Annotated in this window: 11 protein-coding genes, 1 tRNA gene and 1 pseudogene; all 13 read left to right on the forward strand. The window is 62.0% G+C overall.

The window, feature by feature from the left end:
- Positions 1-190: pseudogene (tuf, locus tag Q8S60_RS05900) on the forward strand (elongation factor Tu); the annotation flags it as partial.
- Positions 191-216: 26 nt separating this feature from the next.
- Positions 217-292: transfer RNA gene (locus Q8S60_RS05905), tRNA-Trp, on the forward strand.
- A 111-nt stretch (positions 293-403) separates the two neighbouring features.
- A complete protein-coding gene (secE, locus tag Q8S60_RS05910) occupies positions 404-604 on the forward strand; it encodes a preprotein translocase subunit SecE (protein WP_305278294.1) in 201 nt (66 codons plus the stop codon).
- A 34-nt stretch (positions 605-638) separates the two neighbouring features.
- The gene (gene nusG, locus Q8S60_RS05915) at positions 639-1169 is read left to right on the forward strand and encodes a transcription termination/antitermination protein NusG (RefSeq protein ID WP_305278295.1); all 531 of its coding nucleotides are present in this window, start codon (positions 639-641) and stop codon (positions 1167-1169) included.
- Between the two features lie 105 nt (positions 1170-1274).
- A complete protein-coding gene (rplK, locus tag Q8S60_RS05920; protein ID WP_305278296.1) occupies positions 1275-1703 on the forward strand; it encodes a 50S ribosomal protein L11 in 429 nt (142 codons plus the stop codon).
- Positions 1704-1708: 5 nt separating this feature from the next.
- On the forward strand, positions 1709-2410 hold the full coding sequence (gene rplA, locus Q8S60_RS05925) for a 50S ribosomal protein L1 (protein WP_305278297.1): 702 nt from the start codon (positions 1709-1711) through the stop codon (positions 2408-2410).
- 388 nt (positions 2411-2798) lie between these two features.
- Positions 2799-3317: a 50S ribosomal protein L10 gene (gene rplJ, locus Q8S60_RS05930; protein WP_305278298.1), complete on the forward strand. Its 519-nt coding sequence runs from the start codon at positions 2799-2801 to the stop codon at positions 3315-3317.
- A 48-nt stretch (positions 3318-3365) separates the two neighbouring features.
- Entirely contained in the window at positions 3366-3737 is a 372-nt protein-coding gene (gene rplL / locus Q8S60_RS05935) for a 50S ribosomal protein L7/L12 (protein ID WP_305278299.1), read from the forward strand.
- 178 nt (positions 3738-3915) lie between these two features.
- Positions 3916-8004 carry a DNA-directed RNA polymerase subunit beta gene (gene rpoB, locus Q8S60_RS05940; protein WP_305278300.1) on the forward strand — a complete coding sequence of 1363 codons (4089 nt, stop codon included), beginning with the start codon at positions 3916-3918 and terminating at the stop codon, positions 8002-8004.
- A gap of 167 nt (positions 8005-8171) precedes the next feature.
- Positions 8172-12365 carry a DNA-directed RNA polymerase subunit beta' gene (gene rpoC / locus Q8S60_RS05945; RefSeq protein ID WP_305278301.1) on the forward strand — a complete coding sequence of 1398 codons (4194 nt, stop codon included), beginning with the start codon at positions 8172-8174 and terminating at the stop codon, positions 12363-12365.
- A 563-nt stretch (positions 12366-12928) separates the two neighbouring features.
- Positions 12929-13300 carry a 30S ribosomal protein S12 gene (gene rpsL / locus Q8S60_RS05950; protein WP_012111654.1) on the forward strand — a complete coding sequence of 124 codons (372 nt, stop codon included), beginning with the start codon at positions 12929-12931 and terminating at the stop codon, positions 13298-13300.
- A gap of 11 nt (positions 13301-13311) precedes the next feature.
- Positions 13312-13782, forward strand: coding sequence for a 30S ribosomal protein S7 (gene rpsG / locus Q8S60_RS05955; protein ID WP_012111655.1), 471 nt, complete (start codon positions 13312-13314; stop codon positions 13780-13782).
- A 30-nt stretch (positions 13783-13812) separates the two neighbouring features.
- The coding region (locus Q8S60_RS05960) for a GTP-binding protein (protein WP_305668425.1) at positions 13813-14753 on the forward strand (941 nt) is incomplete at its 3' end.

Consider the following 14753-nt stretch of genomic DNA (forward strand, 5'->3'; position numbering starts at 1 on the left):
CTTCCGCACGACGGACGTGACGGGCGTGGTGACGCTGCCGGAAGGGACCGAGATGGTGATGCCCGGCGACAACGTGAAGATGAACGTGACGCTGATCGCCCCCATCGCGATGGAAGAGAAGCTCCGCTTCGCCATCCGTGAAGGCGGACGTACCGTCGGCGCCGGCGTCGTCTCGAAAGTGTTGAAGTAAGGTTTGCCGCTCACACGGCAGGACCTAGGAGTGTAGCTCAACTGGTAGAGCACCGGTCTCCAAAACCGGGGGTTGGGGGTTCGAGCCCCTCCACTCCTGCCACCGTCCGCCGCGGACTATTCGAGGCGGGGACGGAACGGCAGGTCGGGGACGAGCCCTCTGCGAAATGGGCGGCTGAGTTGGGTATGAAACCGAGAGGCAGTTGGTAGGAAAATGGCGAAGACCAATCCACTCGAATTCATCCAGCAGGTCCGGTCGGAGACCTCGAAGGTCACCTGGCCGACGCGCCGCGAAACCGTTATCACCACGGTGATGGTCTTCATCATGGTGGTGTTCGCGATGGTGTTCTTCTTTCTGGCCGACACGGCGCTGAGCTATATCGTCTCGCTCGTGCTCGGCTTCGGCGGCAATTGAGGTCAGGAGCCCGCGGGCTCCGTCGGAAACAAATATGGCTAAACGCTGGTACATCGTTCACGCCTACTCGAACTTCGAAAAGAAGGTCGCGGAATCGCTGCGCGAGCAGGCTGAGCAGCAGGGGCTTGCGGACCAGTTCGAGGAAATCCTCGTGCCGACCGAAGAGGTCGTCGAGGTGCGTCGCGGCCGCAAGATCAATGCGGAACGGAAATTCTTCCCCGGCTATGTGCTGGTGAAGATGGACCTGACCGACGAGGCTTATCACCTCGTGAAGAATACGCCGAAAGTGACCGGCTTTCTCGGCGCGGACAACAAACCGCAGCCGATCAGCCAGGCGGAAGTCGACCGCATCCTGCATCAGGTGCAGGAAGGCGTGGAGCGGCCGAAGCCCTCGATCACGTTCGAGATCGGCGAGCAGGTGCGCGTGGCGGACGGTCCGTTCGCCTCGTTCAACGGTTTCGTCGAGGAAGTCGACGAAGAAAAGGCGCGGCTCAAGGTTGCCGTGTCGATTTTCGGCCGGGCGACCCCGGTCGAACTCGAATACGCACAGGTCGAAAAGCTTTAGGGCTTTTTGCTTTTGCGCTCTCGTGGGAGGCGCTGAGGAAGATTTCTTCCGAGGCGCCGTTGACCACTAACCCAAAGCGCCGGAGGTATCCGGCAGGGGAAAGACATGGCGAAGAAAATCGAAGGTTATATCAAGCTACAGGTGCCGGCAGGCGCGGCCAATCCGTCGCCGCCGATCGGCCCCGCGCTCGGCCAGCGCGGTCTCAACATCATGGAATTCTGCAAGGCGTTCAATGCCGCCACGCAGAAGATGGAACAGGGTATGCCGATCCCGGTCGTGATTACGGCTTTTTCGGACCGTTCCTTCACTTTCGCGATGAAGACGCCGCCTGCGTCCTACTTCCTGAAGAAGGCCGCGAAGATCACTTCGGGCTCCAAGACGCCGGGCCGCGCAAGCGCCGGCACCGTCACGGTGGCCCAGTGCCGCGAGATCGCCGAAGCGAAGTTCGTCGATCTGAACGCGAACGATCTCGATCAGGCGACAAAGATTATTGCCGGTTCCGCCCGTTCCATGGGCCTTCAGGTAGTGGAGTGAGCGTTATGGCAAAAGCAGGCAAGCGTATTGAAAAGGCCCGTGAGGGTATCGACCGCAAGAAGACCTACGGTCTCGATGAAGCGGTGAAGATGGTCAAGGATCGCGCGAGCGTGAAGTTCGACGAGACGATCGAAGTGGCGATCGCTCTCGGTGTCGACCCGCGTCACGCGGACCAGATGGTTCGCGGCGTCGTGGCGCTGCCGAGCGGTTCGGGCCGTACCGTTCGCGTCGCGGTTTTCGCGAAGGGCGACAAGGCGGACCAGGCGCGTGCGGCCGGTGCGGACATCGTCGGCGACGACGATCTTGCCGAGATCGTGCAGAGCGGCAAGATCGATTTCGATCGCTGCATCGCGACGCCGGACATGATGCCGCTGGTCGGCCGTCTCGGTAAGGTGCTCGGCCCGCGCGGTCTGATGCCGAATCCGAAGGTCGGTACGGTGACGCCGGATGTTGCCGAAGCCGTGAAAGCGGCCAAGGGCGGCGCCGTCGAATTCCGCGTCGAGAAGGCGGGCATCATTCATGCCGGCGTCGGCAAGGCGAGCTTCAGCGAAGACCAGATCCTGGTGAACATCCGGGCCCTGATCGATGCGGTGCAGAAGGCCAAGCCGACGGGTGCCAAGGGCACCTACATCAAGCGCATCGCGATCAGCTCGACGATGGGCCCCGGTGTGAAGGTCGAGCCGCAGAGCGTTGCGGCGGGCGCGTAAGCGCTGAAAGAGTTTCCGCTCGCGCCTCCGGGTGCGGGCGGCAAGTACGGACGGGAGTGTAACCACTTCGGCGCAAGCCGGAGTGGCTACGCCATCGTCCGTTCACCTGTCCGAGACTGCGGGTGCCGAGGTTTTCGAACCGACGCTTAATCGCCACGAGACGGCGGCCGGCAATAGACGGGAGTTTGAACGATTTCACGGACCTTCGGGTCCATGGATCGGTTGGAGCCCGGGACGACAGGCAAGTGAGCGCCGCTCACGCAGTTACGAGGCTCGCGCCACGCGACTGAAACGAGCGGCAAATGCCAATGGCGGCAAGGGCGGACAAGTGGTCCGGCCGAAACCGCCCCCAAGTGTACGAGGGTTTCGTACACACGGAGAGAGCAAAGTGGACAGAGCTGAAAAGTCAGAGCTCGTAACGCATCTCAACGGCGTGTTTGCGAACGCCGGTGTGGTTGTCGTTGCCCACTACAGCGGCCTCACCGTGAACCAGATGTCCGATCTGCGTTCGCGGATGGCCAAGGCCGGCGCTTCGTTCAAAGTGACGAAGAACCGGTTGGCGAAGCTCGCTCTGGACGGCACCCCGATGACGGAGATCAGCGATCTCTTCGCGGGGCCGACGGCGATCGCTTATTCGCAGGACCCGGTTGCAGCTCCCAAGGTTGCGATCGAGTTCGCCAAGGAAAACCAGAAGCTGGTGATCCTCGGCGGAGCGATGGGCGAGACGGTTCTCGATGCAAAAGCAGTGAAGCAGCTTGCCGATCTGCCGTCGCTCGACGAACTGCGCGCGAAGATCGTGGGCATGATCCAGACGCCGGCCACCCGCATCGCGGGCGTGGTGCAGGCGCCTGCCGGCCAACTGGCGCGTGTGCTGAATGCCTATGCCACCAAGAGCGAAGCGGCTTGACCGCTGCGGTGACCCGAACCAATCGAATCCAACCAGAGAGACTTTGAAATGACCGATCTTGCGAAAATTGTCGATGAACTTTCGAACCTGACCGTCCTCGAGGCGGCCGAGCTGTCGAAGATGCTCGAAGAGAAGTGGGGCGTTTCCGCCGCTGCTCCGGTTGCCGTTGCGGCCGCCGGTGCGGCTCCGGCCGCCGCTGCCGAAGAGCAGACCGAATTCGACGTCATTCTTGCCGCCGCCGGCGACAAGAAGATCGAGGTGATCAAGGAAGTGCGTGCGATCACCGGCCTCGGCCTCAAGGAAGCCAAGGACCTGGTCGAAGGCGCTCCGAAGACCGTCAAGGAAGCCGCGTCCAAGGACGAAGCTGCCAAGATCAAGGCGCAGCTCGAGAAGGCCGGCGCGAAGGTCGAACTCAAGTAAGTTCGCTACGAGACTGCGGCCGGAACGGGAGACGAGAGTCCCTCGCTCCGGCCGACGCTCCGGCGCTACATGCGCCGGATACCCCCCAAGGAGAAAATGGGCCTGAGACCGGGCTGCCCTTTATCTCCTACTGAAAGCCCGGCCGCCGTTCTAATGCAGAGCGTTGCGAGGAGCACATATGACGCAGTCCTTCACTGGTCGAAAGCGGGTTCGTAAGGTCTTCGGGCACATTCCGCAGATCGCGGAGATGCCGAACCTGATCGAGGTTCAGAAATATTCATACGACCAGTTCCTGCAGGTTGACGAACCGACGGGCGGACGCGAGGAGCAGGGGCTCCAGGCGGTCTTCAAGTCGGTTTTCCCGATCAGCGATTTCTCCGAGTCTTCCACGCTCGAATTCGTGAACTACGAATTCGAAACGCCGAAGTACGACGTCGAGGAATGCCAGCAGCGGGGCATGACATTCGCCGCGCCGCTGAAAGTGACGCTGCGGCTGATCGTGTTCGAAGTCGATGAAGATACCGGCGCGAAGTCCGTCAAGGACATCAAGGAGCAGGACGTTTACATGGGCGACATGCCGCTCATGACGGAGAACGGTACCTTCGTCATCAACGGCACGGAGCGCGTGATCGTCTCGCAGATGCACCGCAGCCCGGGCGTCTTTTTCGACCACGACAAGGGCAAGACGCATTCGAGCGGCAAGCTTCTGTTCGCCGCGCGCGTGATCCCCTATCGCGGTTCGTGGCTCGATTTCGAGTTCGACGCGAAGGATATCGTGTTCGTCCGCATCGACCGCCGCCGCAAGCTGCCGGTGACGACGCTGCTTTATGCGCTCGGTCTCGACTCGGAAGAAATTCTCAGCACGTTCTACAACAGCGTCACCTTCACGAAGGTGAAGCAGGGCTGGCGCGTGCCGTTCAACGCCGACCGCTATCGCGGCGCCAAGCCGGAACGCGACCTGATCGACGCGAAAACGGGCAAGGTTGCAGTCGAGGCGGGTCGCAAGGTGACGCCGCGTCTCGCAAAGAAGCTCGCTGAGGAAGGCCTGAAGGAGCTTCTCGTCCAGGACGAGGATATCCACACGCGCTACCTCGCGCAGGAAATCGTCAACATGGAAACCGGCGAGATTTTCGCCGAGGCGGGCGACGAAATCACGCCGGAGCTTCTGGCGGCGCTGGTCGAGGCCGGCCACACCGACATCATCACGCTCGACATCGACCATGTGAACACGGGCGCTTTCATCCGCAACACGCTTGCTGTGGACAAGTGCACGAACCGCGAGCAGGCGCTGATCGACATCTACCGCGTCATGCGTCCCGGTGAGCCGCCGACCGCCGACACGGCGGAAGCGCTCTTCAAGAGCCTGTTCTTCGATGCCGAACGCTACGACCTCTCCGCGGTCGGCCGCGTGAAGATGAACATGCGTCTCGACCTCGATGCCGAGGACACGGTGCGCGTGCTTCGCAGGGAAGATATCCTTGCGGTCATCAAGACGCTGGTGGGCCTGCGCGACGGCAAGGGCGAGATCGACGACATCGACAATCTCGGTAACCGTCGCGTGCGTTCGGTCGGCGAGCTGATGGAAAATCAGTATCGCGTCGGCCTCCTGCGCATGGAACGGGCGATCAAGGAACGCATGTCGTCGGTCGATATCGACACCGTTATGCCGCACGATCTCATCAACGCCAAGCCGGCAGCGGCGGCGGTTCGCGAGTTCTTCGGGTCTTCGCAGCTTTCGCAGTTCATGGACCAGACGAATCCGCTTTCGGAAATCACGCACAAGCGCCGTCTCTCCGCGCTTGGGCCCGGCGGTCTGACGCGCGAGCGCGCCGGCTTCGAGGTGCGCGACGTGCATCCGACGCATTACGGCCGCATCTGCCCGATCGAAACGCCGGAAGGCCCGAACATCGGCCTCATCAACTCGCTGGCGACCTTTGCCCGCGTCAACAAGTATGGCTTCATCGAAAGCCCGTACCGGCGCGTGAAGGGCGGCAAGCTGGCCGACGACATCGTCTATCTTTCGGCGATGGAGGAAAGCCGCTACCGCATCGCGCAGGCGAACGTGGCGATCGGCAAGAAAGGCGAGATCGAAGGCGAACTCGTCAACTGCCGTATCGACGGCGACTTCGAGATGGTGCCGCCGGACCAGGTGGACTTCGTCGACGTGTCGCCGAAGCAGATCGTGTCCGTGGCCGCCGCGCTCATCCCGTTCCTCGAGAACGACGACGCGAACCGCGCTCTCATGGGCTCGAACATGCAGCGTCAGGCTGTGCCGCTCATCCGTTCCGAGGCGCCGCTCGTCGGCACCGGCATGGAAGAAGTGGTGGCGCGCGACTCGGGTGCCGCCATCGGTGCACGCCGGACCGGCGTGGTCGATCAGGTGGACGCCACACGTATCGTCATCCGCGCAACGGAAGAAGTCGACTCGTCCAAGTCGGGCGTCGACATCTACAACCTGCGGAAGTTCCAGCGTTCCAACCAGAACACCTGCATCAACCAGCGTCCGCTGGTGCGTGTGGGCGATCAGGTGAAGAAGGGCGACATCATCGCGGACGGTCCCTCGACCGAACTCGGCGATCTGGCGCTCGGCCGCAACGTGCTCGTCGCCTTCATGCCCTGGAACGGCTATAACTTCGAGGACTCCATCCTCATCTCCGAGCGCATCGTTCGCGACGACGTGTTCACGTCCATCCACATCGAAGAGTTCGAAGTGATGGCGCGCGACACGAAGCTCGGGCCTGAGGAAATCACGCGCGACATTCCGAACGTCGGTGAAGAAGCGCTGAAAAACCTCGACGAAGCGGGCATCGTCTATATCGGTGCCGAAGTGAACCCCGGCGACATCCTCGTCGGCAAGATCACGCCGAAGGGCGAAAGCCCGATGACGCCGGAAGAAAAGCTTCTGCGCGCCATCTTCGGCGAGAAGGCATCGGACGTGCGCGACACGTCGCTTCGTCTGCCGCCGGGCGTGCAGGGCACGGTCGTCGAGGTGCGCGTGTTCAATCGTCACGGCATCGACAAGGACGAGCGCGCGATGGCGATCGAGCGCGAGGAAATCGAACGTCTCGCGAAAGACCGCGACGACGAATTCGGTATTCTCGACCGCAACGTCTATGGCCGTCTTTCCGAGATCCTGCTCGGCAAGCAGATCGCTTCGGGCCCGAAGGGCATGGAAGCGGATGCGAAGGTGAGCCAGTCCAATCTGGACGATCTCAGCCACGGTCAGTGGTGGCAGATCGCGCTCAAGAACGAGAAGGCACAGTCGGAAATCGAAGCGCTGAAGAAGCAGTACGACGAAAGCAAGGAGCGCCTCGAAGCGCGCTTTGCCGACAAGGTCGACAAGCTGCAGCGCGGCGACGAACTGCCGCCGGGCGTGATGAAGATGGTCAAGGTCTTCGTGGCCGTGAAGCGCAAGCTGCAGACCGGCGACAAGATGGCTGGCCGTCACGGCAACAAGGGCGTCATCAGCCGTATCGTGCCGATGGAAGACATGCCCTATCTCGACGATGGCCAGCCGGTCGACATCGTGCTCAACCCGCTCGGCGTGCCGAGCCGCATGAATGTCGGTCAGATTCTGGAAACCCATCTCGGCTGGGCCTGTGCGGGTCTCGGCAAGAAGATACAGGTCGCGCTCGACAGCTATCGTCGCGAGAACAAGCCGAAGGAACTGAAGGACCTCGTCAAACAGATTTATGGCGACGATCCGACGGTGGCTTCGCTCGACGAAGAGCAGCTTGTGGAGATGGCGGGCAACCTGACGAACGGCGTGCCGATCGCGACGCCGGTTTTCGACGGTGCACGCGAGCCTGAAATCGTCGAGATGCTGGAACTCGCAGGTCTCGATCATTCGGGCCAGGTAACGCTCCACGACGGACGCACCGGTGAGCCTTTCGACCGCAAGGTGACGGTGGGCTACATCTATATGCTGAAGCTGCACCATCTCGTGGACGACAAGATCCACGCACGCTCCATCGGCCCGTACTCGCTCGTTACCCAGCAGCCGCTGGGCGGCAAGGCGCAGTTCGGCGGCCAGCGCTTCGGCGAAATGGAAGTGTGGGCGCTCGAAGCCTATGGCGCCGCCTACACGCTGCAGGAGATGTTGACGGTGAAGTCGGACGACGTGGCCGGCCGCACGAAGGTCTACGAAGCCATCGTGCGCGGCGACGACACGTTCGAGGCTGGCATTCCGGAGAGCTTCAACGTTCTCGTGAAGGAAATGCGGTCGCTTGGCCTCAATGTCGAGCTGCTTACGCCGGCGGTCAGCTGACGAGAAAAAGAAGAGGCGGCGCGCTTCAGGGTGCGCCGCCGCCTTCCCCCGCGATGCGGGACCGATGAAGGCATGAGAATTCGAATACGGGGTAAGCGGACGGAAGGCCCCACCGGACGCGCATATACGATCCCCGTTGGCTTTGAGGCTGAGCTCAGGAGAAGTCCATGAACCAAGAGGTCATGAACCTTTTCAATCCGACGGCGCCGACGCAGACGTTCGATCAGATCAAGATTTCGATTGCGAGCCCGGAACGGATCCTTTCCTGGTCCTACGGCGAGATCAAGAAGCCGGAAACGATCAATTACCGCACGTTCAAGCCCGAACGCGACGGGTTGTTCTGCGCCCGTATCTTCGGTCCGATCAAGGACTACGAATGCTTGTGCGGCAAGTACAAGCGCATGAAGTACAAGGGCATCATCTGCGAGAAGTGCGGCGTTGAAGTGACGCTGTCGAAGGTCCGGCGCGAGCGCATGGGCCATATCGAACTCGCGGCGCCCGTGGCCCACATCTGGTTCCTGAAGTCGCTGCCGTCGCGCATCGGCCTCCTGCTGGACATGACGCTGAAGGATCTGGAGCGGGTTCTCTATTTCGAGAACTACATCGTTCTGGAGCCGGGCCTCACCTCGCTGAAGGAGCGTCAGCTTCTCACCGAGGAAGAGTATATCGACGCGCAGGACCAGTATGGCGAGGACAGCTTCACGGCCGGAATCGGCGCCGAAGCTATCCGTGAGCTGATGATGGCGCTCGACCTCGAGAAGATCGCGGCCGACCTCCGGGTGGAGATCGCCGAGTCGACGTCGGAACTGAAGCCGAAGAAGCTTGCGAAGCGCCTGAAGCTGATCGAGGCGTTCATCGAATCCGGCAACAAGCCGGAATGGATGATCATGACGCAGATTCCGGTCATCCCGCCGGAGCTGCGGCCGCTGGTGCCGCTCGATGGCGGCCGCTTCGCGACGTCCGACCTCAACGATCTCTATCGCCGCGTCATCAACCGCAACAACCGTCTGAAGCGGCTGATGGAACTGCGCGCGCCGGATATCATCATCCGTAACGAAAAGCGCATGCTCCAGGAATCGGTGGACGCGCTGTTCGACAACGGCCGCCGCGGCCGGGTCATCACGGGCGCGAACAAGCGCCCGCTGAAGTCGCTCGCCGACATGCTGAAGGGCAAGCAGGGCCGGTTCCGTCAGAACCTGCTCGGCAAGCGTGTCGACTACTCCGGCCGTTCGGTCATCGTCGTGGGTCCGGAACTCAAGCTCCACCAGTGCGGCTTGCCGAAGAAGATGGCGCTCGAACTTTTCAAGCCGTTCATCTATTCGCGCCTTGAGGCGAAGGGTCTCAGCGCGACGGTGAAGCAAGCGAAGAAGCTGGTCGAGAAGGAGCGTCCCGAAGTCTGGGAAATCCTGGAACAGGTGATCCGCGAACATCCGGTGTTGCTCAACCGCGCGCCGACGCTTCACCGTCTGGGCATCCAGGCGTTCGAGCCGGTGCTGATCGAAGGCAAGGCGATCCAGCTTCATCCGCTGGTTTGCGCGGCCTTCAACGCCGACTTCGACGGCGACCAGATGGCCGTGCACGTTCCGCTGTCGCTCGAAGCGCAGCTGGAAGCGCGCGTGCTGATGATGTCGACGAACAACATCCTGCATCCGGCGAACGGTTCGCCGATTATCGTTCCGTCGCAGGACATCGTCCTCGGTCTCTATTATGTGACCATCCAGAAGGACAATGAGCCGGGCGAGGGCATGGTCTTCGGGAGCATGTCGGAGATCGAGCACGCACTTGCCGCCAAGGCGGTAACGCTGCATGCCAAGGTCAAGGCGCGCTACACGACGAAGGATGCCGACGGCAACTCCTTCACGCAGGTCGTGGACACGACGCCCGGACGCATGATGGTGGGCGAGCTTCTGCCGAAGCACCCGAACGTGCCGTTCGATCTCGTGAACCGCCTGCTGACGAAGCGCGACATCTCCAAGATGATCGATGTGGTCTATCGCCATTGCGGTCAGAAAGAGACGGTCATCTTCTGCGACCAGATCATGGCGCTCGGCTTCCGTCAGGCGTTCCGTGCCGGCATCTCGTTCGGCAAGGACGACATGGTCATTCCGGAAGAGAAGGCGAAGCTCGTCGAAGAGACGCAGACGCTCGCGACCGAATATGAGCAGCAGTACATCGACGGCCTCATTACGCAGGGCGAGAAGTACAACAAGGTCGTCGACGCCTGGGCGAAGTGCACCGATCGCGTCGCCGACGTGATGATGCAGAAGATTTCGGCTGTCCAGGTCGATGCGGAGACAAAGCGCGAGAAGCAGATCAACTCGATCTACATGATGGCTCATTCGGGTGCGCGCGGTTCGCCTGCCCAGATGAAGCAGCTCGCCGGCATGCGCGGCCTTATGGCCAAGCCGTCGGGTGAAATCATCGAGACGCCGATCATCTCGAACTTCAAGGAAGGCCTTACCGTTCTCGAGTACTTCAACTCGACCCACGGTGCACGTAAGGGCCTCGCCGACACCGCGCTCAAGACGGCGAACTCGGGTTACCTCACGCGCCGTCTCGTGGACGTCGCGCAGGACTCGATCATCACCGAAGAGGATTGCGGCACGGAGGGCGGCATCACCGTCCAGGCCGTGATCGAAGCCGGTGACGTGATCGTCTCGCTCGGCACGCGCGTTCTTGGCCGCACCACGGCCGAAGATGTGATGAACCCGGCGACGGGCGGCGTGCTGATCGCCAAGAACCACCTGATCGCCGAGGCCGATGTCGACCTCATCGAGGAGGCGAACGTTCAATCGATCCGCATCCGTTCGGTGCTGACTTGCGAAGCTGCGAATGGTGTTTGCGGCGCCTGCTACGGCCGCGACCTCGCGCGCGGTACGCCGGTAAACATGGGCGAAGCGGTGGGCGTCATCGCCGCGCAGTCGATCGGCGAGCCGGGCACACAGCTCACCATGCGCACGTTCCACATCGGCGGCACGGCGCAAGTGGTGGACAGCTCGTTCATCGAGTCCAACCATGCCGGTACGATCAAGATCGTGAACCGCAACGTGGTGAAGGATTCGAACGGCGTTCTCGTCGTCATGGGCCGCAACGTGCAGGTTCAGGTGATCGACGAACACGGCGGCGAACGTGCCTCGCACAAGCTGACCTACGGTTCGCGTCTGAAGTTCGACGACGGCGACAAGATCGAACGCGGTCAGCGGATTTCGGAATGGGATCCCTACACCATGCCGATGCTGACCGAAGTGAACGGTGTCGCGGAGTTCGAGGACCTGGTGGATGGCGTGTCGATCCGCGAAGTGGCGGACGAAGCGACCGGTATTTCCAGCCGTGTCGTCGTCGACTGGCGCGCTTCTCCGCGCGGCAGCGAGCTTCGGCCCGCGGTCGTCGTGAAAGACAAGAACGGCAAGATACTGAAGCTCGCCAGCGGCAACGATGCCCGCTACCTGCTTTCGGTGGACGCCATTCTGTCGGTCGATAACGGTACGGAAGTCCATGCCGGCGACGTGCTGGCACGTATTCCGACGGAAGGCGCCAAGACGCGCGACATCACGGGCGGCCTGCCGCGCGTGGCGGAGCTCTTCGAGGCGCGCCGTCCGAAGGATCACGCCATCATTGCGGAAGCGACCGGGCGTGTGGAATTCGGCAAGGACTACAAGAACAAGCGCCGCATCATCGTGCATCCGCTGGATGAGAGCCTCGAGCCGATCGAATATCTGATCCCGAAGGGCAAGCATATCTCGGTGCAGGAAGGCGACGTGATCGAGAAGGGCGAGTTCATCCTCGACGGTCACCCCGCGCCGCACGACATCCTTGCGATTTCGGGCGTCGAGGAGCTGGCTGCCTATCTCGTGAACGAGGTGCAGGACGTCTATCGTCTGCAGGGCGTGTCGATCAACGACAAGCATATCGAAGTGATCGTGCGCAACATGCTGCAGAAGGTCGAGATCACGCATCCCGGCGACTCCATCACGCTGCCGGGCGAACAGCTCGACCGCTCGGAGTTCGACGAGCTCAATGCCAAGCTCCAGGCGCAGGGCAAGACGCCGGCCACGGCCGTTCCGGTCCTGCTCGGCATCACCAAGGCGAGCCTGCAAACCCGGTCGTTCATCTCGGCCGCGTCCTTCCAGGAGACCACCCGCGTCCTTACGGAGGCGGCGGTTTCCGGCAAGGTCGACCAGCTGGTCGGTCTGAAGGAAAACGTCATCGTCGGCCGGCTCATCCCGGCGGGCACCGGCGGGATGCTTCAGCGCCTGCGTGGCGAGGCCCAGACGCGGGACGACAAGATCCTCGAGGACCAGGCCGGCTCGACGCCGACCGCCTCCACGGAGATCAAGGAGCCGGCGGAAGGCGCTGCCTGAGTTCTACATATATAAAGTGATACAGCAGGCCGCCCCGAGGGGCGGCCTGTTTCGTTTGGCCCTGGGCCGCCGGCGATGCCCGAGAATCAGCCGCCGTCGTGGCACGAATCTCCGGTTCAAAAAAGTGTGCGGGGAGGGGGCCAGAACACCCCATTCGGGCTGCGGGAGGTGCTTCGGAGGCGCCGGCAGGCCGGTTCGGAGGCGAAACGTCTCTTTAACCCCTCCGGGGCCCCGTTTTGCGGGCATTTTTTAAGGATTGGGGTTGACGGGTGGGGACCCCCAGAGTAGTTTCCGCCCACTTTCGCTCCAGGTAGTAGAGGCACCCGGGCCGATGACCGCTAAATCCCTGAAGGGATTTGGTCTTTGGCCGGATCTAGACACTGGGGCCGGTAAGCAGAATACGAGGAATGGCGCAAGATTCCGGGCGCAAGGCCGGAATCCTCTGCATTTGGACTCAAGACCCGAAGGGGTTTCGTGTCCATGAGCGCGCGCAGCCAACTTCCGGACGATGTCCGGGGCGGCGCGGCTGTTTTTTGTTTGGACAGACAGGATCGAGCAGGCGAATGCCCACCGTCAACCAACTGATCCGCAAGCCGCGCAAGCCGCTTGTGAAGCGTAACAAAGTACCGGCCATGCAGGCGTGCCCGCAGAAGCGCGGCGTATGCACGCGCGTCTATACGACGACGCCGAAGAAGCCGAACTCCGCTCTGCGTAAGGTCGCCCGTGTGCGCCTGACCAACCAGTTCGAAGTGACGAGCTACATTCCCGGCGAGGGCCACAACCTGCAGGAGCACTCCGTGGTGCTCATCCGCGGCGGCCGCGTCAAGGATCTTCCCGGTGTCCGCTACCACATCATCCGCGGTGTGCTCGATACGCAGGGCGTGAAAGACCGCCGCCAGCGTCGTTCGAAGTACGGCGCGAAGCGTCCGAAGTAAGGGTCAGAGATATGTCCAGACGCCACCGCGCAGAAAAGCGAGACGTTATTCCGGACGCCAAATATGGCGACGTGATCCTCGCGAAGTTCATGAACAGCCTGATGTATCACGGCAAGAAGTCCGCCGCCGAAACCATCATTTACGGCGCGTTCGACCAGATGCAGCAGAAGGCCAGCGTCGATCCGCTGCGGACCTTCCACGAAGCCCTTGAAAACGTGATGCCGGCGCTTGAAGTGCGCTCGCGCCGCGTCGGCGGCGCGACCTACCAGGTGCCGGTCGAAGTTCGTCCGGACCGCCGCCGCGCACTCGCCATCCGCTGGATCATTGCCGCCGCCCGCGCGCGCAACGAGACGACGATGGTGGCGCGCCTCTCGGGCGAGCTGCTCGACGCCGCAAACAATCGCGGTTCGGCCGTCAAGAAGCGTGAAGACACGCATCGCATGGCCGAAGCCAACCGCGCCTTCTCGCACTACCGCTGGTAAAGCGTTCAAGACCTCCAAAGGCAGACCGTTATGGCACGCAAAACAAAGCTCGAAGATTACCGCAATATCGGCATCATGGCTCACATCGATGCCGGTAAGACGACGACGACCGAGCGTATCCTGTTCTATACGGGCGTGAGCCATAAGATCGGCGAAGTGCACGACGGCGCCGCCACGATGGACTGGATGGAGCAGGAGCAGGAGCGCGGCATCACGATCACGTCCGCCGCGACGACGTGCTTCTGGAAAGACAAGCGCATCAACATCATCGACACGCCCGGCCACGTGGACTTCACGATTGAAGTCGAGCGTTCGCTCCGCGTGCTCGACGGCGCGGTCACCGTGTTCGACTCCGTTGCCGGCGTGGAGCCGCAGTCGGAAACGGTGTGGCGCCAGGCCGACAAATACCGTGTGCCCCGCATGTGCTTCGTCAACAAGATGGACCGCATGGGCGCGAACTTCTATCGCTGCGTCGACATGATCGTGACGCGTCTCGGCGCGGTGCCGCTTGTGGTGCAGCTGCCGATCGGTTCGGAATCCGAATTCGAAGGTCTGATCGACCTGTTGAAGATGCAGGAAATCATCTGGAAGGATGAGTCGCTCGGTGCGGAATTCGAGTACCGCGACATTCGTCCGGAGCTCAAGGAGCAGGCGGACGAGTATCACGCGAAGCTCGTCGAGCTCGCTGTGGAGATGGACGACACAGTGATGGAGGCCTATCTCGACGGCAACGAGCCCGACGAGGCGACCCTCAAGAAGCTCATCCGCAAGGGCACGATTGCCCGCAAGTTCGTTCCGGTTCTTTGCGGCAGCGCATTCAAGAACAAGGGCGTGCAGCCCATGCTCGACGCTGTCGTCGACTACCTGCCGTCGCCGCTCGAAGTCGAGCGCATGCAGGGCATCGATCCGAAGACCGAAGAGACGGATACGCGCGGGTCTTCCGACGAGGAGCCGCTCGCGGTTCTCGCCTT

Origin of the sequence: Parvibaculum sp. (assembly GCF_030694575.1) — a bacterium.
Classification (GTDB): domain Bacteria; phylum Pseudomonadota; class Alphaproteobacteria; order Parvibaculales; family Parvibaculaceae; genus Parvibaculum.